Annotated in this window: 19 protein-coding genes and 1 tRNA gene; 10 read left to right on the top strand and 10 right to left on the bottom strand. The window is 68.3% G+C overall.

Annotated features, from left to right (window positions below; genetic code table 11):
* The first annotated feature begins 74 nt into the window (after positions 1-74).
* From ACLJQZ_RS30005 to ACLJQZ_RS30025, 5 genes are all read left to right on the top strand, one after another.
* Positions 75-887 (top strand): replication-relaxation family protein, encoded by an 813-nt coding sequence (locus ACLJQZ_RS30005; protein WP_410623218.1) that lies wholly within the window; start codon positions 75-77, stop codon positions 885-887.
* The gene (locus ACLJQZ_RS30010; protein WP_410623219.1) at positions 884-1945 is read left to right on the top strand and encodes a DNA-methyltransferase; all 1062 of its coding nucleotides are present in this window, start codon (positions 884-886) and stop codon (positions 1943-1945) included. Before ACLJQZ_RS30005 ends, ACLJQZ_RS30010 begins: the two co-directional genes overlap by 4 nt.
* Before the next feature lie 14 nt (positions 1946-1959).
* Complete coding sequence (locus tag ACLJQZ_RS30015) at positions 1960-2823, top strand: antirestriction protein ArdA (protein WP_410623220.1); 864 nt, start codon at positions 1960-1962, stop codon at positions 2821-2823.
* Between the two features lie 101 nt (positions 2824-2924).
* The gene (locus tag ACLJQZ_RS30020; RefSeq protein ID WP_410623221.1) at positions 2925-3269 is read left to right on the top strand and encodes a hypothetical protein; all 345 of its coding nucleotides are present in this window, start codon (positions 2925-2927) and stop codon (positions 3267-3269) included.
* A gap of 266 nt (positions 3270-3535) precedes the next feature.
* On the top strand, positions 3536-3943 hold the full coding sequence (locus ACLJQZ_RS30025) for a recombinase family protein (RefSeq protein WP_410623222.1): 408 nt from the start codon (positions 3536-3538) through the stop codon (positions 3941-3943).
* Between the two features lie 285 nt (positions 3944-4228).
* Here ACLJQZ_RS30025 and ACLJQZ_RS30030 read toward each other — a convergent pair whose 3' ends face one another.
* On the bottom strand, positions 4229-4471 hold the full coding sequence (locus ACLJQZ_RS30030; RefSeq protein WP_410623223.1) for a hypothetical protein: 243 nt from the start codon (positions 4469-4471) through the stop codon (positions 4229-4231).
* Between ACLJQZ_RS30030 and ACLJQZ_RS30035 the strand changes: the two genes are divergently transcribed.
* Positions 4355-6073, top strand: coding sequence for a recombinase family protein (locus ACLJQZ_RS30035; RefSeq protein ID WP_410623352.1), 1719 nt, complete (start codon positions 4355-4357; stop codon positions 6071-6073). The genes ACLJQZ_RS30030 and ACLJQZ_RS30035 overlap by 117 nt on opposite strands.
* On the opposite strand, the gene ACLJQZ_RS30040 is transcribed toward ACLJQZ_RS30035, so the two are convergent.
* The 3 genes from ACLJQZ_RS30040 to ACLJQZ_RS30050 all read right to left on the bottom strand — a co-directional run bounded on the left by ACLJQZ_RS30040 (position 6030) and on the right by ACLJQZ_RS30050 (position 7115).
* Positions 6030-6104: transfer RNA gene (locus ACLJQZ_RS30040), tRNA-Val, on the bottom strand. The genes ACLJQZ_RS30035 and ACLJQZ_RS30040 overlap by 44 nt on opposite strands.
* Positions 6105-6149: 45 nt before the next feature.
* Positions 6150-6611 (bottom strand): peroxiredoxin, encoded by a 462-nt coding sequence (locus tag ACLJQZ_RS30045; protein WP_247062586.1) that lies wholly within the window; start codon positions 6609-6611, stop codon positions 6150-6152.
* Positions 6612-6683: 72 nt separating this feature from the next.
* Positions 6684-7115: a DUF3052 domain-containing protein gene (locus ACLJQZ_RS30050; protein WP_247062584.1), complete on the bottom strand. Its 432-nt coding sequence runs from the start codon at positions 7113-7115 to the stop codon at positions 6684-6686.
* A gap of 417 nt (positions 7116-7532) precedes the next feature.
* Between ACLJQZ_RS30050 and aceE the strand changes: the two genes are divergently transcribed.
* Both aceE and ACLJQZ_RS30060 read left to right on the top strand, forming a co-directional pair.
* A complete protein-coding gene (gene aceE / locus ACLJQZ_RS30055; RefSeq protein WP_410623224.1) occupies positions 7533-10328 on the top strand; it encodes a pyruvate dehydrogenase (acetyl-transferring), homodimeric type in 2796 nt (931 codons plus the stop codon).
* A gap of 84 nt (positions 10329-10412) precedes the next feature.
* Positions 10413-11624 (top strand): alpha-hydroxy-acid oxidizing protein, encoded by a 1212-nt coding sequence (locus ACLJQZ_RS30060; protein WP_410623225.1) that lies wholly within the window; start codon positions 10413-10415, stop codon positions 11622-11624.
* Positions 11625-11630: 6 nt separating this feature from the next.
* Here the strand turns inward: ACLJQZ_RS30060 and ACLJQZ_RS30065 are convergent, their stop codons facing one another.
* Positions 11631-12380, bottom strand: coding sequence for an SDR family NAD(P)-dependent oxidoreductase (locus ACLJQZ_RS30065; RefSeq protein ID WP_410623226.1), 750 nt, complete (start codon positions 12378-12380; stop codon positions 11631-11633).
* An 87-nt stretch (positions 12381-12467) separates the two neighbouring features.
* Between ACLJQZ_RS30065 and ACLJQZ_RS30070 the strand changes: the two genes are divergently transcribed.
* Positions 12468-13058: a TetR/AcrR family transcriptional regulator gene (locus ACLJQZ_RS30070; RefSeq protein WP_410623227.1), complete on the top strand. Its 591-nt coding sequence runs from the start codon at positions 12468-12470 to the stop codon at positions 13056-13058.
* Between the two features lie 287 nt (positions 13059-13345).
* On the top strand, positions 13346-14956 hold the full coding sequence (locus ACLJQZ_RS30075) for an L-lactate permease (RefSeq protein ID WP_410623353.1): 1611 nt from the start codon (positions 13346-13348) through the stop codon (positions 14954-14956).
* Here ACLJQZ_RS30075 and ACLJQZ_RS30080 read toward each other — a convergent pair.
* The 5 genes from ACLJQZ_RS30080 to ACLJQZ_RS30100 all read right to left on the bottom strand — a co-directional run bounded on the left by ACLJQZ_RS30080 (position 14937) and on the right by ACLJQZ_RS30100 (position 19645).
* A complete protein-coding gene (locus tag ACLJQZ_RS30080; protein WP_410623228.1) occupies positions 14937-15581 on the bottom strand; it encodes a nicotinamide riboside transporter PnuC in 645 nt (214 codons plus the stop codon). The two genes, ACLJQZ_RS30075 and ACLJQZ_RS30080, sit on opposite strands and share 20 nt — an antisense overlap.
* A gap of 55 nt (positions 15582-15636) precedes the next feature.
* Positions 15637-16350 carry an MOSC domain-containing protein gene (locus ACLJQZ_RS30085; RefSeq protein WP_410623229.1) on the bottom strand — a complete coding sequence of 238 codons (714 nt, stop codon included), beginning with the start codon at positions 16348-16350 and terminating at the stop codon, positions 15637-15639.
* A gap of 69 nt (positions 16351-16419) precedes the next feature.
* A complete protein-coding gene (locus ACLJQZ_RS30090; protein ID WP_410623230.1) occupies positions 16420-17196 on the bottom strand; it encodes a mechanosensitive ion channel family protein in 777 nt (258 codons plus the stop codon).
* Between the two features lie 323 nt (positions 17197-17519).
* Positions 17520-18740, bottom strand: a complete 1221-nt coding sequence (locus ACLJQZ_RS30095; RefSeq protein ID WP_410623231.1) for an ABC transporter permease — start codon at positions 18738-18740, stop codon at positions 17520-17522.
* On the bottom strand, positions 18737-19645 hold the full coding sequence (locus ACLJQZ_RS30100) for an ABC transporter ATP-binding protein (RefSeq protein ID WP_410623232.1): 909 nt from the start codon (positions 19643-19645) through the stop codon (positions 18737-18739). Before ACLJQZ_RS30100 ends, ACLJQZ_RS30095 begins: the two co-directional genes overlap by 4 nt.
* Positions 19646-19729 lie beyond the last annotated feature (84 nt).

Genomic DNA, 19729 nt, shown 5'->3' on the forward strand with positions numbered 1-19729 from the left:
GAGCTGGAAACGCCCCGACCAGCGCAGACACGACCCAAGCGCCGCCGACACTCTGCCACTCCCGGAGGTCTCCGATGAGTGCCCGAGCCCGCGCCGGGCGGTTGGCCGAGCGGCTCAGTCAGCGTGACGTCGCCATCCTCAGGAGCCTGCGCGACTTCCGGCTGATGAGCGGCGCGCAGCTACGGCGGCTGCACTTTCCCGGTGAGTCGCTGGCCACCCAGGCCCGCAAGGTGAGGGCCGCGCTCGCCAGGTTGACCGACTGGCACCTGGTCGTGCGGCTCTCACGTCGGGTCGGCGGTCTCCGGGCAGGCTCCGAAGGCCACATCTACGGGCTCAGCGGGCTCGGTCACGCCGTCCTTGACCTCGATACGGCAGCTCCGCGACGCCACCGTGGAGTGGATCCGACCAAGCTGGCGTTTCAGTCGCACGTCCTGGCCATTGGCGAGCTTGTCGTACAGCTGCGCGAGCACGAACGCGCCGGCCTCTGCCAGATCGAGGAGCTACGGGCTGAACCAGGCTGCTGGCGCTGGTTTGGCGGCAGCGCCGGACAGCAGCGCGTGCTCAAGCCCGATGCCTACGCCCGGCTCGGCGTCGGGGAGTACGAACTGGCGAGCTTCATCGAGGTCGACCAAGCCACTGAAAGCCTGCCCACCATCACCCGCAAGTGCAGGGTCTACCTCGACTACTTCCGCACCGGGGTCGAACAGCAGGCCCGGGGCATGTTCCCGCTGGTCTGGTGGCTCGTTCCCACCACCGCGCGCCTGCAGGGCATCGCGCACTGCATCGGGCGGCTTCCCGCCGAAGCTCGCGCCCTGTTCTCAGTCTGTTTGACCTCCGAGGCCATCCAGTCCCTCACCCAGATTCCAGCCGAAGGGGGTGCCTCATGAGCCCGTCCGAAGACCTGCCACTGAACCGGATCCTCATCGGCGACGCCCGTACCCGGCTGGCCGAACTTCCCGACGCATCAGTGGACACGATCATCACCAGCCCGCCGTACTGGGCGCTGCGAGACTACGGACACGACGGCCAGGTCGGGGCCGAAGCCACCGTCGACGCCTGGGCCGATGAGATCGCCAGCTTGGCCGACCAGTTCGCCCGAGTGCTCACGCCCACCGGCAGCCTGTGGCTCAACCTAGGCGACAGCTACGCCCGCACAGTCAAGGACGGGGCCGCTAAGAAGAGCCTGCTGCTCGCGCCGCAGCGCGTCGCCCTCCGCCTGACCAGTTCCGGCTGGCTGCTGCGCAACCAAATCATCTGGTCGAAGACCAACCCCATGCCGTCCTCGGTCACCGACCGGCTGACCACCACGCATGAGTTCGTCTACTTCTTCACCCGGGCGCCGCGCTACCACTTCGACCTCGACACCATCCGTGAGCCGACCGGTCCAGCCGCGCCGGCGGTGAAGCGGCTGACGCGTGCGACCTACCCACCTCGCGCCGCCGTTCCGACGCTTGGCAACGGTATGTCCCCCCGTGTCGACCTCAACCAGGGCCTTGCTGGCATGAAAGCCAGCGGCCGTGAGAGTCACCCGCTCGGCAAGAACCCCGGCGACGTCTGGCGGCTCGCCACCGCCAGTTACCGGGGTGCCCACTTCGCGACCTTCCCTGCCGAACTGGTGCGCCGCCCGCTGCTCAGCACCTGTCCGGCGCGGGTCTGCACCGACTGCGGAACCCCGTGGCAACGAGCCGGGCAGGTGATCAACGGCCGCAAGCTCGCCACCGGGCCGCTGCGGCCAGCCTGTGGGCACCGACGATGGCGCCCTGGTCGCGTGCTCGACCCGTTTATGGGCGCGGGCACGGTCGCCATCGCCGCCGAAACGTATGGCCGTGACTGGCTGGGGATCGAGCTCAACCCGGAGTACGCGGCTCTGGCCGAGACGCGCCTGGCTGATCGGCGCGCGTTGCGCCAGCCGACCCCCACCAAGCAAGCAACCGACAACACGTAAGGAGGAGAAAGTCCATGGAACAGCAACCCCACAACCCACACGGAGGTGAACAACCCCCCGAGGTCAACAGCTACGGCACCGACGACCCGGAAGCCCAGGCCCACATCGAGAACGCGCGCGTCGACACGGCCAGAGAGCGTCGACGCGACCGGACGAACTTCGAACATCTCATTGAACTCGGCATGCGCCCCGAGGACGCCGAGACCTTCATCGAGTTCGAACACTTCGTGCAAAACCAGATGGCGACCGGACACCAGTGGCCAACCGAAGAACCACCTGAAGGCACCCCGGCCTTGCCAGCCGTCGCCGAGGCCGGAGCCGACGACACCGTCGAGCGCCGGCCTCGCTCTGAGCCGCGCGTCTACGTGGCCGACCTCGCCAGCCACAACCACGGCATCCAACACGGGCAGTGGATCGACGCCAACCAAGAAGCCGACGAGCTTGACGCCAACATCGCCGCCATGCTCGACAGCTCCCCGACGGTCGGTGCCCGGGAGTGGGCGATCCACGACACAGACGGCTTCGCAGGCCTCGACATCGGTGAGCACACCGACACGGTGACGATCTCCCGCCTGGCGCGCGGCATCGACGGCTACGGGGCCGCCTTCGCCGCGTACGTCGGTCTCGCGGAGACCGGCCACGACACCACCATCGAGCAGTTCGAAGCGTTCTACGTTGGCAGCTACGACACCCCCGAGGACTGGGCGCGGGAGACGGCCGAAGACCTGGAATGGCCACGCGTCCTTGACGAGGCCATCACCGATCCGTTCCTACGCCGCTACGTCACTATCGACTACGCCACGATGGCGAGCGAGGGTGCCCTGAGCTGGGACGTCGCCACGGGCCATGACGGCAAGACGCATGTTTTCCTCCGTTGACGCCCCGGCAGGCCACTCCTCGGTGGCCTGTGGCTGCTCACCACGTTTTCCGTATTCCGCGGACATGGGCGGTCACACCACACCGAGGAGGTCGATCAGTCGTGACTGATCCCACCGGAAAAAACGGCGTCAAAACTCTGGGCATCAAGCTGCCGCCAGGCCTTCACGCACAGTTCGCGTTGGTCGCACAGCTCGACGGCATCAACTTGAGCGTGGCCGTGCTGCGAGCAGTCGAGTTCTACGTCGCGCACAAGCGGTCAGAACCCGACTTCAACCAGCGGGCCGCTGAGGCCCTGGCCGAGATCGAGCAGGAGGCCGCCGCCCGCAAGGCGGCGATCGAAGGACTGTTCGGAGAGGCAAGCCCGGAGGACGACGCCACCGCGGAGCCGGCGACGGACGAGAAGTCCAAGCCGACCCGCAGCCGCCGCAGCTCCACCCAGGAGTAGCGGCACCCGGCCACAGGTAGCGCGCTCACTGCGCTACCTGTGGCTCACACAACTTTGCTCATCGCGAGGCAAAAGAGAACCGTTCAATGTGACGCCATGGACGTTAAGAATTAACAGCCATGCTGCAATAACCACAGCACACCCACGACGGAGATGAACCCTCGATTCAACCCCAAGGACAGCCTGGCCTTTCTTGGCACAGTCAAGGAACCCTGAGAAAATCCGAAATGAAAGGTTAATCAAACAAACGAATAGAAAGCCACGAAATGAACTCACGACGTACACATAAGAACCGCGCTGTCATATATCTACGCATTGCCTCTGATCGCCCAGAGGACGCGCGAACCCTCGACCACCAGCGCAACGGCTGCAAGCGTATTGCTGAAAAGCATGGCCTACAGATCACCCGTGAGTACGCCGACGTGGGGAGTCCAGCGCTCTTAAACCGCCAAACCGCACTGCTTCACCTACTCGAAGACCTTGCCCGGCAGCGTGATGCCGCCTACGTCGTGGTGTGGGACTACTCGCGCCTGGGTCGCTCTATGCAGCAACTGGAAGACGTCGTCCGCCTCCTTGCCGACTGTGGCGCGACCATCGTCACACTCACTGGCGTTGAGACCGTCGAGCGATTCATTGACGGCTACCGCAACACTCCCGGTCGGCCGCCCCCTTGAGCACTCCCCGCCTTAGCGAAGGAGACAACAACGTAACCGGAGACAACACACCATGCTCACATCATCACAAAGTAATACTGGCAATATTTTATCGAGTGCGGCCGAACGATTCCTCCAAGGCATCAGGCTGGAAATTGCACAGCTGGCACGCGAGCAGCACCGGCGGGCCACCAAGAAGGGAATTGAGCGATACCAATTGGCCTGCCAAGCAGCACAAGACACTTCACTTGAGCCTAAGAGTAGCCCGAACCGTTAGGAGGTAGCTTCAAGATGGACACCACAGAATCAACCAATAACAAAAGCGCCCGCCAGAACGCGCTGGAGGCTGCCGCCCAGCGTCCGGCGCGAAAGCCACGACATAATGTCACCGCCCCACGCGAGCGAGACGGCCTGCCGGTCGCCCTCATCTACTTGCGTGTCAGCACCAAAGAGCAGGCTCGAACGGGCGGCGGCGCTGAGGGGTATTCCATCCCGGCCCAGCGCGCCGCCTGTCTCGTCAAAGCCGAACAGCTGGGCGCTGTTGTACACGAAGAATATGTTGACGCGGGTGAGTCAGCCCGCTCCGCGGATCGCGACGACTTGCAGCGTATGTTGCAGGACGTACGAACGCTCCGCCCGGACTACGTCATCGTGCACAAGATCGACCGGCTCGCCCGCAACCGCGAAGACGACATCGCGATCAACCTCGCACTGAAGAAGCACGGCGCCCAGCTCGTGTCATGCACCGAGAACATCGATGACACCCCCAGTGGCCGGCTGTTGTACGGCCTCATGGCTGAGATCGCCCAGTTCTACTCCGGCAACCTCGCCCTTGAGGTCATGAAGGGCTCGCTCCGCAAGGCCGAAGAGGGCGGCACGCCGTTCCGTGCTCCCACGGGCTACATCAACGTCCGCCAACCGATCAACGGCGTGCTGGCGGCCACGGTCATCCTCGACCCCGAGCGGGCCGACCTCGTGCGCTGGTGCCTTGAGCAGTACGCCACCGGCGAGTGGACTGTGTCGGATCTCACACTCACTGCCCAGGCCAAAGGGCTCACGGCCCGCCCCACGCCGAAGCGTGCAGCTCAACCCATTTCGCTCAACGGCATGCACTCCTTGCTACGCAACCCGTACTACATGGGTGTCGTCGCCTACCAGGGCATCCACTACGAAGGCAAGCACCAGCCGCTCATCGAGCCCGAAACCTGGCTCGCCATCCAAGACACTCTGTCGAGTCACAACCACGTCGGCGACAGGGACTACAAGCACAACCACTACCTGCGCGGCACCATCTACTGCTCCGACTGCGGCGGTCGGCTCGTCTACTCCGAGAACACCGGCCGTGGCGGTACCTACGCCTACTACATCTGCGTCAAGAAGAAGACCAAGCAGAACAACTGTCACCGTCCGGGTATGCGCCTGGAGCGCATCGAGGAAGGCATGGATGCCTTCTACCAGCGCTTTCGCATCTCCCCAGAGCTCAGTGCCCACATCCAAGCTGCCGTGCGGCAGGAGCTGGCCCAGCAAGAACAAGACGCCAACAAGCACCTCAAGCACGCCCAGCGGCTGAAGGACACCGTCCAGGACGAGCGCCAAAAGCTCCTTCAGGCCCACTACGCCGGCGCCGTCCCGCAGGACCTGCTCGTGACTGAGATGCAACGGCTTACCCGGCAACTAGCCCAAGCCGACCGCGAGATCCAAAGCGCCAAGGCCACGACCGCCGACATTGAACAGACCCTGGCCGAAGCCCTGATGGCTGCCGAGCGGTGCCCGGCGGCCTACCTCACCGCACCGGACAATATCCGGCGGCAGATCAACCAAGGCTTTTTCAAGAAGCTCTACATCGACGAAGACGGCGGGGTGGTCGGCCGCGACCTGACCGAGCCCTTCGCCACACTGCTCGATGGCGTGACCGCCTCAGCGGCAACCGACGACCATCCGGTCGAGAATCCGTCCCAGATGACCGCAGACGAGACCGATCGGCGGCGTCCGTCTCACGTCTTCCGGGCGACGTTTGACGACGTCACGGACGGTCTGGGTGGCGGAAACGAAGACACCCCGGCCTGGAAGATGATCTTCTCTGTCCGGGGTGTGAATAAGCACGACTTGGTGGGCGCAGCAGGGTTCGAACCTGCGACCGCTCGGGTGTAAACCGAGTGCTCTTCCGCTGAGCTATGCGCCCGGACGGCGGCGGCCCACCTGCAAGGGGGACCGCCGCCGTGGAGCCTCACGCCAGTTCGGCGACGGCCTTCTTCCAGCCCTGCTGGTCGCGCGCCTCGCCCGGGGCGTTCACCTCGGCGAAGCGGACCACGCCTTCCTTGTCGACCAGGAAGGTGCCGCGGACCGCGAGACCCGCCTGCTCGTTGAAGACGCCGTACGCGCGCGCCACGTCACCGTGCGGCCAGAAGTCGGACAGCAGCGGGAACTGGTAGCCCTCCTTCTCGGCCCACGCCTTGAGCGAGAACGGCGTGTCGACCGAGACGCCCAGGACCTGGACGCCCTTGTTGTCGTAGTCGGCGAACTCGTCGCGGAGCTGGCAGAGCTCGCCCGTGCAGATGCCGCTGAACGCGAACGGGTAGAAGACCACCAGCACCGGCTTGTCGCCCCGGAAGGACGACAGCTGCACCGGCTGCTTGTTGTAGTCGTTGAGCGTGAAGTCAGGGGCCTCAGAACCGACCTCGACGGTCATACCGCGTTTCCTCTCCCGTACGGACACGTGCCTGCGACGACAACCCTATCGTGTCAGCCGGGCGGGGCCGGTTCAGCGCTGTTTCGACTTCGACTTCGGGGACACCAGCCTCGTGCCGATCCAGTTCGCGCCGACACTGATGTTGGCGGTCTGGGCCAGCCCGACGACGGGCACCGCTTCCGCGATCTCACTCGGCTCGACGTGCCCGGGCTGTCCCGTCTTCGGGGTCAGCACCCAGATCACGCCGGTCTCTTCCAGGGGGCCCCTGGCGTCGATGAGCGCGTCGCCGAGGTCGCCGTCGTCCTGGCGCCACCACAGCAGCACCACGTCGATGACCTCGTCGGCTTCCTCGTCGAGGATGTCCCCGCCGATCTGCTCCTCGATCGCCGCGCGGACGTCGTCGTCGACGTCCTCGTCCCAGCCGATCTCCTGGACCACCATCTCGGGCTTGATGCCGAGCCTCTCGGCGACGCCGGTCTGATCAGCGTCTCCCGCGGCGACCACTGCTTCACTCCTCCAACTACGACGGAGCGTGGCGCTCGAGCACCCTCGTGGAGGGTACGGCTGCGCCACACTCGGCTACCCGGTTGCCGATAGCGAACACTGGTGTGGCTCTGCGCGCAACCGTCCACACCGGATCCGTGACAACTCGTGTCGCAGGATACGGGCCGCGGGGCCCCCGCCGCGACGGCGTATCGGGTACCTCAGGGACCGGTCTGCCACCCCGCCGGAGCCCGTCCCCTAGGGTGATGAGGAAGAAAACGCGCGCGCGGATACACCGCGCGCGGGGAGCGACTCGATCGGGTCGGCTGATGTTACCGCCTAGTAGCAGTGCGGAAGCCGGGAGGGAAGACGACGATGGAGAGTCGTACACCCCCGAGTACGAGCACCACCGGCTACAACTTTTCGCAAGGAGACCCCTTGGCCCCGCAGAACGACGGCGCCTCCGGCAAGGAGACCCCGGCACGCGTACGCGTAATCCGTGACGGATTGGCTGCGCACCTGCCCGACATCGACCCGGAGGAGACCGCCGAGTGGCTGGACTCCTTCGACGAGGCGCTGGCCAGGGGAGGCCAGCAGCGGGCCCGGTACCTGATGCTGCGCATCCTGGAGCGCGCTCGTGAACGCAACGTCGGTGTGCCCGCGCTGACCTCGACGGACTACGTCAACACCATCCCCACCGAGAACGAACCGTGGTTCCCCGGTGACGAGGAGATCGAGCGCCGCTACCGGGCCTACATCCGGTGGAACGCCGCGATCATGGTGCACCGGGCGCAGCGCCCCGGCGTCGGCGTCGGCGGCCACATCTCGACCTACGCCTCGTCCGCCGCGCTCTACGAAGTCGGGTTCAACCACTTCTTCCGCGGCAAGGACCACTCCGGCGGCGGCGACCAGATCTACATCCAGGGGCACGCCTCCCCCGGCATCTACGCCCGCGCGTTCCTCGAGGGCCGGCTGTCCGAGCAGCAGCTCGACGGCTTCCGCCAGGAGTACTCGCACGCCGGTGAGGGCGGCGGCCTGCCGTCGTACCCGCACCCGCGGCTGATGCCGGAGTTCTGGGAGAACCCGACGGTGTCGATGGGCCTCGGCCCGATGAACGCCATCTACCAGGCGCGGTTCAACCGCTACCTGCGCGACCGCGGCATCAAGAACACCAACGACCAGCACGTCTGGGCGTTCCTGGGCGACGGCGAGATGGACGAGGCGGAGTCGCGCGGCCTGATCCACATCGCGGCCGGCGAAGGCCTCGACAACCTGACCTTCGTGATCAACTGCAACCTGCAGCGGCTCGACGGCCCGGTGCGCGGCAACGGCAAGATCATCCAGGAGCTGGAGTCGTACTTCCGCGGCGCCGGCTGGAACGTCATCAAGGTCATCTGGGGCCGTGAGTGGGACTCGCTGCTGCACGCCGACCGCGACGGCGCCCTGGTCAACCTGATGAACGTGACGCCGGACGGCGACTACCAGACGTACAAGGCCAACGACGGCGCGTTCGTCCGGGAGCACTTCTTCGGCCGCGACCCGCGGACGAAGGACCTGGTCAAGGACCTCTCCGACGCCGACATCTGGAACCTCAAGCGCGGCGGCCACGACTACCGCAAGGTGTACGCGGCCTACAAGTCGGCGCTGGAGCACCACGGCCAGCCGACGGTGATCCTGGCCCACACCATCAAGGGCTACGGCCTGGGCCCGGCGTTCGAGGGCCGCAACGCCACGCACCAGATGAAGAAGCTCACCCTCGACGACCTGAAGCTGTTCCGCGACTCGCAGCGGATCCCGATCAGCGACGAGGAGCTCGAGCGCGACCCGAAGCTGCCGCCGTACTACCACCCGGGCAAGGACTCGGCGGAGATCGAGTACCTGATCGGCCGCCGCAAGGCGCTCGGCGGCTTCCTGCCGGAACGCCGCCCGAAGTCGGCGAAGGCGCTCGTGCTGCCCGGCGACAAGGTCTACGAAGGCGTCCGGAAGGGCTCGGGCAAGCAGGAGGTCGCCACGACGATGGCGTTCGTCCGGCTCGTCCGCGAGCTGGCGAAGGACTCCGAGATCGGCAAGCGCGTCGTCCCGATCATCCCGGACGAGGCCCGCACCTTCGGCCTCGACTCGATGTTCCCGACGGCCAAGATCTACAACCCGCACGGCCAGACGTACACGTCGGTCGACGCGAGCCTGATGCTGGCCTACAAGGAGTCCGAGAAGGGCCAGCTGCTGCACGAGGGCATCAACGAGGCGGGCTCGACCGCGTCGTTCACCGCCGTCGGCACGTCGTACGCGACGCACGGCGAGCCGATGATCCCGATCTACATCTTCTACTCGATGTTCGGGTTCCAGCGCACCGGTGACGGCCTCTACGCCGCCGCCGACCAGATGGCCCGCGGGTTCGTCATCGGCGCCACCGCCGGGCGCACCACGCTGACCGGTGAGGGCCTGCAGCACGCCGACGGGCACTCGCTGCTGCTGGCGTCGACCAACCCGGCGGCCGTGGCGTACGACCCGTCGTGGTCGTTCGAGATCGCGCACATCGTGAAGGACGGCCTCCGCCGGATGTACGGCGAGACCGGCCCGGACGGCAACGGCGAGAACGTCTTCTACTACATGACGATCTACAACGAGCCGTACCAGCAGCCCGCCGAGCCGGCGAACCTCGACGTCAACGGTCTGCTGAAGGGCCTGTACAAGTACGCGGACGCCCCGGAGGGCGACGGTCCCGAGGTGCAGATCCTGGTCTCGGGCGTCACGATGCCGGACGCGCTGAAGGCGCAGAAGCTCCTCGCCGAGGAGTGGGGCGTGCGGGCGGCCGTGTGGTCGGCGACGTCGTGGACCGAGCTGCGGCGCGAGGCCGTCGAAATCGACCACGACAACCTGCTCTACCCGGGCAGCGAGCCGCGCGTGCCGTACGTGACCGAGGCGCTTTCGGGCACGAACGGACCGGTCGTGGCGGTGTCGGACTGGATGCGCTCGGTGCCGGACCTGATCCGCCCGTACGTGCCGACCGACATGCTGACGCTCGGCACCGACGGGTTCGGGTTCTCCGACACCCGGCCCGCGGCGCGGCGGAAGTTCCTGGTCGACGCCGAGTCGATCACGGTCGGCGCGCTGTCGATCCTGGCCAAGCGCGGCGAGGTCGACCAGGCGAAGGTCCTCGAAGCGGCCACGAAGTACCGGCTCGACGACGTCGCGGCCGCCGGGCCGCAGACGTCGGATTCCGGCAGCGCGTGACCTGGTGCTAGAAAGGGACCCGGCAGACATCCGATGTCTGCCGGGTCCCGTTCGCCGTGCAGGCTGTTGAGGGAGTTGATGAAGGTGACGAAGCGCCGACTGCCGAAGCCGGACGAGCTGAAGCAGCTCCTGCGGCCCAAGCCGATCGTGCTGAACCCGACCGACCGGCGTCTCGGCAACGCGCACACCATCGCCGACCTGCGCACGGCCGCGCGCAAGCGGACCCCGCGGGCGGCCTTCGACTACACCGACGGCGCGGCCGAGCTCGAAGACAGCCTGCTGCGCGCCCGCCAGGCCTACCGGCGGGTCGAGTTCCACCCGAATGTCCTGCGCGGGGTGTCCGATGTGGACACCACGCGGGAGATCCTCGGCAAGACCTCAGCCTTGCCCTTCGCCTTCGCTCCCACCGGTTTCACCCGGATGATGCAGCACGAGGGCGAGCGCGCGGTGGCCCGCGTCGCCGAGCGCAACGGCATCCCGGTGGGGCTCTCGACCATGGCGACGACGTCGATCGAGGACCTCGCCGCCGCCGCGCCCGGGGCCCGCAAGTGGTTCCAGCTCTACGTCTGGCGCGACCACGGCGCCGGCGAAGATCTGATGAATCGCGCGTGGGAACACGGCTTCGACACGCTCATGCTGACCGTCGACACCCCGGTCGGCGGCGCGCGGCTGCGGGACGTCCGCAACGGCCTGACCATCCCGCCGGCGCTCACGCTCAAGACGTTCCTCGACGGCGCGACGCACCCCGCGTGGTGGTTCAACCTGCTCACCACCGAGCCGCTGAACTTCGCCTCGCTCAGCCACTTCGACGGCACCGTCGCCGAGCTGCTGAACAAGCTGTTCGACCCGACGCTGAACTACGACGACCTCGACTGGGTGCGCCGCACCTGGCCCGGGAAGCTCGTGGTCAAGGGCGTGCAGAACGTCGACGACGCGCGCGACGTCGTCAAGCACGGCGCCGACGCGGTGCTGATCTCGAACCACGGCGGCCGCCAGCTGGACCGCGCGCCGACGCCCCTGGAGCTGCTCCCGGCGGTGCTCGACGAGATCCAGGGCGGCGCCGAGGTCTGGATCGACACGGGCATCCTGTCCGGCGGCGACATCGTCGCGGCCATCGCCCGCGGCGCCGACGCCGTTCTGGTCGGCCGCGCGTTCCTCTACGGCCTGATGGCCGGCGGCGAGCGCGGCGTCCAGCGCTGCGTGGACATCCTCTCGACGGAGATGGTCCGCACGATGCAGCTGCTGGGCGTCCGCACCCTCGCCGACCTCAGGCCGTCACACGCGACGCTGCGCTGAGCCCGGTCAGACCTGCGCCTGGCCGCCATCGACGAAGAACTCGACGCCGTTGACGAAGCTGGCGTCGGGTGAGGCCAGGAACAGTGCCGCGCCGGCGATCTCGGACGGGTCGCCGATCCGGCCGAGCGGGACGTCGGCCTCGAACATGTCGAGCATGGCCTGCTGGGCGGCGGGCTCGGCCAGGCCGAGCAGGCCCGGGGTGCGCGTCGGTCCCGGGCTCAGCACGTTCACGCGGACGCTCTTGCCCTTCAGGTCGAGCGCCCAGGTCCGGGCGAAGTTGCGGACGGCGGCCTTCGTCGCGGCGTAGATGCTCATGCCCGGCGCCACGCGCGTCGACGTCGTCGAGCCCGTGATGATGATCGACGCGTTCTCGTTGAGCAGTGGCAAGGCCTTCTGCACGGTGAAGACGACGCCCTTGACGTTCGTGGCGAACGTGCCGTCGACCTGCTCCTCGGTGATCTCGCCGAGCGGGGCGACGGTGCCGCCGCCGGAGTTGGCGACGACGACGTCGAGGCCCTTCCCGCGCTCTTCGACGGCGCGGTAGAGCGCGTCGAGGTCGGCGAGGTTCGAGGAGTCGGCGCGGATCGCCTGCACGCTGCCACCGATCTCGGCGACGGCGTCGTCGAGGACCTCCTTGCGCCGCCCGGTGATGAACACGTGCGCGCCTTCGGCCGCGAACCGCTTCGCGATGGCGAGCCCGATGCCGGTGCCGGCGCCGGTCACGACGGCCGTCTTGTCCTTCAGTGTGCTGGTCACGATGCTCCCCTGGTCGAGTTCTTGACTGTCTCGTCCAGAACTTACGCCGTTATGGACGAGACAGTCAAGAATGAGTACGCTGAGGGCATGGCGCGACCCCGGAGCTTCGACCAGGACGCGGTGCTGCGCGCCGCCAGGGACCAGTTCTGGGCGACCGGCTACGCGGGCACGAAGATCGACGACATCGCCGCCGCGACCGGCCTCGGCAAGGGCAGCCTCTACGGCGCCTTCGGCGACAAACACGCCCTGTTCCTGCGCGTCTTCGACGACTACTGCACCGAGTCAGCCGAGTCGACGCGCCGCGCGCTCGAAGGTCCCGACAGCGGCGCTCACCAGCGGATCCGCGATTACGTCGTGGGGATCGCCGAGTCCACGGCAGCGGACCGGGACCGGCGCGGCTGCATGCTCGCGAAGGGCACCGCGGAGTGCGCGGAGCACGACGAGGCCGTCGCAGCCCGCGCCCAGCGCGTCTTCCACGAGCTGCGGGAGCAGCTGACGGCGGCCATCGCGGCCGCCCAGCGCGCGGGCGACATCGCCGGCGACCAGGACCCGGCCCACCTCGCGAGCCTGCTGCTGGCCGTCACCCGCGGCATCGAAGCCCTCGGCAAGGGCGGCTCGAGCCCCGCCGAACTCCGCACGGTCGCCGAAACCGCCCTCGCCGTCCTCCCCCAGCCGTAATCCGCGTGACCAGAACGCCGGCTCACGTGATTGGCACGCCAACTCGCGTGATCGGGGGGTCGACACGACTCCCGAGCCCGCCTACGCCGTGTCGACCCGCCAATCACGCGTGTCGACCCTCCAGACACGCGTGTCGACCCTGGGATCACGTGAGAGCCTGACTCGTTGGGCCGTGTGGCGTCAAGTTGTTGACGTAACGCCCGGTTTGTGAGGAGGATCACGGACACTCCGCCGAAAGGCCGTTTTCGCATCGTGGAAAACGGAGGTCGCCCGTGTTCGTGCAGACCCTGTTCATACAAGACGTGACTCCCCTCGGCTCGCTGGGCCTGTCCGCGCTCGTCGCCGTGCTGCCCCTGGCCACCGTGCTCGTCCTCCTCGGCGTCGTCCGGATGAAGGCGCACCACGCCGCCCTGATCGGGCTGCTGGTCGCGCTGGTCGTCGGGATCGCCGCGTTCGGGATGCCGATCGTCCAAGCCGTCTCCGGCGCGCTGTCCGGCGCCGCGTTCGGGCTGTGGCCGATCATGTGGATCGTCGTCAACGCGCTGTGGATCTACCGGCTCACCGTGCGGACCGGGCACTTCGACGTGCTGCGCCGCTCGTTCGGCCGCATCTCCGACGACCCGCGCATCCAGGCGCTAATCATCGCGTTCTGCTTCGGCGCGCTGATGGAGGCCCTCGCGGGCTTCGGCGCGCCCGTCGCGATCAGCGCCGTGATGCTGGTGGCCGTCGGCTTCCACCCGGTGAAGGCCGCCGTCGTCGCGCTGGTCGCGAACACCGCGCCGGTCGCGTTCGGCGCCATGGGCACACCGGTCGTCACACTCGCCCAGGTCACCGGGCTGCCGCTGGAGCAGGTGTCGTCGATCGTCGGGCGCCAGACGCCGTTGCTCGCCCTGGTCGTGCCGCTGCTGCTGGTGATCATCGTCGACGGCAAGCGCGGCCTGCGCGACACGTGGCTGCCCGCGCTGGTCTGCGGTGTCGCGTTCGGGCTCGTGCAGTTCCTCGCGTCCAACTACGTCTCGCCGCAGCTGGCCGACATCGGCGCCGCGCTCGCCGGCGCGGCCGCGCTGGTGGCGCTGCCCCAGACCCGCCGTCCGGTGCCCGAAGCCGTCCGCGTCGGGCTGGGCGGGACGACGACCACCGAAGCGCCGCCGGAGGATTCCCGCGGCGACGTCGTGAAGGCGTACCTGCCGTACGCGCTGATCATCGTGATCTTCTCGCTCGGCCAGCTGCCGCCGATCAAGGCCCTGCTGGACAAGGCGACCTGGAAGTTCCACTGGTTCGGGCTGAACGTCGCCGCGCCGAACGGGAAACCGGTGTCCGGCAACACGTTCTCGCTGCCGTTCCTCAACACCGGCGGCACGCTCGTGCTGATCGCCGGGATCATCACGGCGGCGGTGCTGGCCGTGTCCGCGAGCGGCGCGCTGAGCGAATGGCTGGCCACGGTCAAGGAACTGCGCTTCGCGATCCTCACCGTCACCGGCGTGCTCGCGCTGGCCTACGTGATGAACCTGTCCGGCCAGACCAGCACCATCGGCACGTTCATCGCGGCCGCCGGCGCCGCACTCGCGTTCCTGTCCCCGGTGCTCGGCTGGTTCGGCGTCGCCGTCTCGGGGTCCGACACGTCGGCGAACGCGCTGTTCGGCGCGCTGCAGGTGACGGCGGCCCACCAGACCGGCCTGCCCGCGGACCTGCTCGCCGCGGCCAACAGCTCCGGCGGTGTGCTCGGCAAGATGGTCTCGCCGCAGAACCTCACCATCGCCTGCGTCGCGGCGAACCTGCCCGGCGAAGAGGGCAAGCTCCTGCGCAAAGTCCTGCCGTGGAGCCTCGGGCTGCTGCTGGTGATGTGCCTGATCGTGCTCGGGCAGAGCTCGCCGGTGCTCAGCTGGATGCTGCCATGACCCCGTGGTCGCGGGCCGCGACGCGCTGCTTGGCCGAGCGGTTCCAGGTCCACCAGCCGTGCACGACCAGCCCGGCGAACACGATGTAGATCGCGGCCGAGAAGTAGAGCCCGGACGAGATCTGCAGCGGCACGCCGATCGCGTCGACGACCAGCCAGACCAGCCAGAACTCGACCAGCCCCGCGCCCTGCGCGCCGAAGGCGACGAGGGTGCCGACGAAGATCGCGGCGTCCGGCCACGGCGCCCACGACGCGTGCAGCGCGTCGAGGACCAGGGCCATCACGGTGGTGCCGGCGACGAACGTGCCGAGCATGACGAGCCGCTCGGTGAGCCGGCCCTGGCGCACGACGACGCCGAACACGGGGTCCTTGTGGCGCGTCCATGCCCACCAGCCGTAGACGGAGATGGCGAGGATGGCGACCTGCCGGGCGGCGAGCCCGCCGAGGTGCGCGGAGGCGTAGACGGCGAACAGCAGCACCGTGGCGCCGACCTGCACCGGCCACGTCCACAAGGTGCGACGTTGCGCGAGGAACACCACGGCCAGCGCGAACACCTGCCCGGCGAACTCGGCGATGGAGATCCACTGTCCGAGCACCCGGAAGCCGTGTTCCAGCAGGTAGTTCACGTGACGCCCCTTTCGTCCTACCGGTCACCAACATGCTCCGGGAGAGGCGCATTCCCTAGGGACTGTGAGGCGCGGAACATCCCACGTCGTGGACGTCGCCGACGCGGACGGTGCCGCCGTGGACGACGCGGGCGTGCACCCCGAGCGTCAGGTCGTTGGTGTCGGCGATCGTCTTCAGCAGGCCGGGCGCGGCCGCGAGGCCGTCCCACGGCAGGCCGACCATCACGCAGCGGACGGCCCGGCGCAGGATCTCCAGCTCGACCCAGCCGATCCGGACCCGCTCCCCCAGCCACGCCTCTTCGGCCAGCTCCGGCGCCGGGCCGGTGTCGAGCAGGAGGTTCGGCCGCAGCCGCCGCGCGTCGATCTCGACGCCGGGAGCGCGCTCGGCCAGCCAGGCCAGCGACGACGTCGTCACCAGGTGGACGGCGGCTTCGTCGTGGTGCGGGACGTCCGCCTCCCGGACCAGCCGGACGCCCGGGCGGCCCAGCGCGGCGGCGATCTCCCCGTGGGCGACGTCGCCACGGATCGCGCGCCCGTCCGGGAGGGTCACCACCGGCACGTCACCGTCGTACCGCGCGGCGAACTCGTGCAGGCCCGCCATCCGGCGAAAGCGGCGGGTGTTCTTGCCGCTGCCGAACTTCCCGTCCGGATCGCGGACCGCGTACAACCGGTCGCCGTCGAGACCACGAGCGGTGAACTCACCCTCGGCCAGCCGTTCCCCGCGCATCGACTTCACCGGATAACGCCACAGCGCCGTCACGACCCCCATGCGCCCCAGCGTAACGAAACGGGCCCGGCAGCTTCCTCGTCTGCCGGGCCCGTCTCGTCACTCAGCCGCTCAGATCTGCGGGCGCGGGGTCCCGACCGGCGGGGTCGGGGTGTTGTCGGCGCCGACCATCGCGTGGGGGGCCTCGCTGCGGCCCATCTCGCCGGTGCGCTGCTGCGGCGTCTCCGCCAGCTGCTGCTGCATGTTCGCCATCCAGCCGCGCCAGCGGTCCTGCGCCGGCTTGATCAGGCCGCCGCCGAAGCCGACGACGATGACGCCGCCGATAGTGGCCAGCACGGCGATCAGCACCGGGCCGGTGATCGCGGTCGCGATGTTGACCTGGCCGAGCGCGGCGATGATGCCGAACGCCATGATCAGCCAGTAGGCGCCGGTGGCCAGGTAACGGCCGGCCGGGCGGCCCGACATCGCCGACGTGACGACGTCACGCACGACCTTCGCGATGGCCGCGGCGACCACGATCAGCACCAGCGCGACCACGATCCGCGGCAGGAACGCGATGATGTCGTTGAGCAGCTGGCTGACCGGGTTCGTCGGCCCGAACACGCCGAACGCGAGCTGCAGCGCGATCAGCAGGATGAAGTAGTAGACCAGTTTCACGAGGATCCCGGCCGCGTCGATCTTCTGCTGGCCGATGCTGGCCGAAAGGCCGGTCTTCTCGATCAGCTTGCCGAACCCGGCCTTTCCGAGAACGAGGCTCAGGCCCTTCGAGACGGCCTTTGCGATCAGCCAGCCGATCAGCAGGATGATCAGGAAACCGACGAGTTTCGGGACGAACGTGGCCACGAGGTTCCACGCTTGTCCCAGTCCGTCCTTGAGTTGCTGGCCCATGCCGACTCCCTCTTGATGTTTCGCACCGAATCGCGCCGCGATTCGGGTGGTGCCGCTGTTGTGCACCGGATCGTCGATCAGGTACCTGGCGGCGGCAACTCGTGCGCCCCACGATCGAGTGAGACGACTGGCGCGCGAAGATCGTTGGCAGCCATACTGGTTCTACCGGTGGGGACCGGGGAGACGAGGCCGTCCGGCGCAGCGTAAACCGCAAGCGCCGGGCGGCCTCGAGCATTTGGGGGAATCCCGGTGTCACGGGCCGAGAACAAACCGGCCCCCGGACGCCGAAGCGGTCCGAGGGCCGGATGAACAACCGGGAAACGTCAGGCGGCGCGCAGAGCGTCCCGCAGTTTCACCTTCGCGCCACTGCGCATGACGGCGTTGCGGTAGATCCGCGCGGCGAGCCAGATCAGCACCGGGATCATCAGCACCACCAGCCCCACCGACAACACGGCTTCCCACACCGGCACCCCGCCCATCGCCAGCCGCATCGGCATCAGCGTCGGCGCGAACACCGGGATCACGGAAAGCACTTCGGCGAACGTGTTGCCCGGATCCGACGGCAGCACGGAAATCCCCACCACGTACCCGGCGATCACGAACATCAGCGCCGGCATCACCGCGCCGCCGACGTCCTCCTGCCGGGACACCAGCGCGCCCAGCGCGGCGAACACGATCGAGTACATGAAGAACCCGAGCAGGTACCAGACGATCAGCCAGACCACCGTGCCGACGGCCGCCGAAACGGACACCGTGAGCACGCCCGTGGCCAATCCGGCGATCACCCCGCCGGCCCCGATCACGACCATCTGGATCAGCCCGACCACCCCGATGCCGAGCACCTTCCCGGCCATCAGCTGCCACGGCTTGATCGTCGAGAGCAGCAGCTCGACAACGCGGGACGTCTTCTCCTCGACGACACCCTGGGCGACGCTCTGGCCGTTGATCATCAGCGAGAGGTAGATCAGGATGCCGGCGACGATGCCGAGCACCAGCTGCTGGCCGTTGTAGTCGTACGGCTCCTCCAGCGGCGGGTCCTCGACGAACTTCGCGGCCGAGACGGTGGCCTCGAACTGGGCCGGGTTGCCGCCGAGCGTGGTGATCTGCTGGTCGAGCGCGACCTGGCGGGACAGCAGCTGCAGCACGTTCGCGAGCTTGCCGTCGAGGTCCTTCTTCACCTGGACGTGCACGCTCTTGCCGTCGCCGGTGAGCAGCGCGTCGATCGAGCCGTCGGCCAGCTTCGCGCGCCCGGCGGCCTCGTCGGCGACCTGGGTGAGGTCGATGCTCTCGTCGACCGCCTTGCCGCTCGCCTGCAGCGGCGCGCTGAACCCGGCGGTGGCCGGGGTGTAGCCGATCGTCGCGTCGGCGCCCCCGCCGCCCGAGATCAGCTTGATCACGACGATGCCGACGACGATCAGCAGCAGCATGACGACGGTGGTGACCCGGTAGGCCTTGGAGCGGACGCGGGTGCCGATCTCGCGCGAGGCGACCAGCCCGACGGCGCCCGCCGCGCTCATCCGGACGTCCGGAACCGGGGTACTCATGCGGGGACCTCCTCGGTCGTCACGACGGAACGGAACAGGTCGGCCAGCGTCGGCTGCTCGCGGGCGAACTCGCGCACCGGCCCGGTGGCCAGCGCGGCCTGGAGCACGGCTTGGTCGTCGGCGCCGTCGGCCAGCTCCAGCTCGGTCGCGGTGCCCTTCCGGCCGAGCACCTTGACGCCGGCGAGGCCGTCGGCCCAGTCGTCACCGGCTCCGGGCACGTCGACGCGCAGCCGCACCGCGCCGCCGGCGCGCAGCTGCTCGACCGTGCCGACCTCCACCATCTGTCCACTCCGGACGATGCCGACCCGGTCGCAGAGCCGCTCCACCAGGTCGAGCTGGTGGCTGGAGAACACGACCGGCACGCCGTCGGCGGCCTTCTCCTTGAGCACCTGGCTCATCACGTCGACCGCGACCGGGTCGAGGCCGGAGAACGGCTCGTCGAGCACCAGGATCCGCGGCTCGTGCACCAGCGCGGCGGCCAGCTGGACGCGCTGCTGGTTGCCGAGGCTGAGCTTCTGCACCTCGTCGTCGCGGCGCGCGGCCACGCCCAGCCGTTCCGTCCACTTCTCCGCCGACGTCTTGGCGTCGGACGCGGACATCCCGTGCAGCCGGGCCAGGTACGTGAGCTGCTCCCCCACCTTCATCTTCGGGTACAGCCCGCGTTCCTCGGGCATGTAACCGATGTGGCGGCGCGTTTCGTGCGTCACGGGCTCACCCGCGTAGCGCACTTCGCCGGCGTCGGCGGAAAGGACGCCCAGCGCGATGCGCATGGTCGTCGTCTTCCCGGCGCCGTTGCTGCCGACGAAGCCGAACAATTCGCCCGGCCGGACGTCGAACGTCATTTCGCGCAGAGCGACCACGTCGCCGTAGCGTTTGGAGATCGCGTCGATCTCTAGACCGGTCATCCCGGTGCCCCCATTTCCTCCGCTTGGCTGCGATCGTAGGCAGCGGGTACACGCGCCGCATAGCGACCCGCGTTGCCATCGCGG

The organism is Amycolatopsis sp. cmx-8-4, assembly GCF_046548675.1.
Lineage (GTDB): Bacteria > Actinomycetota > Actinomycetes > Mycobacteriales > Pseudonocardiaceae > Amycolatopsis.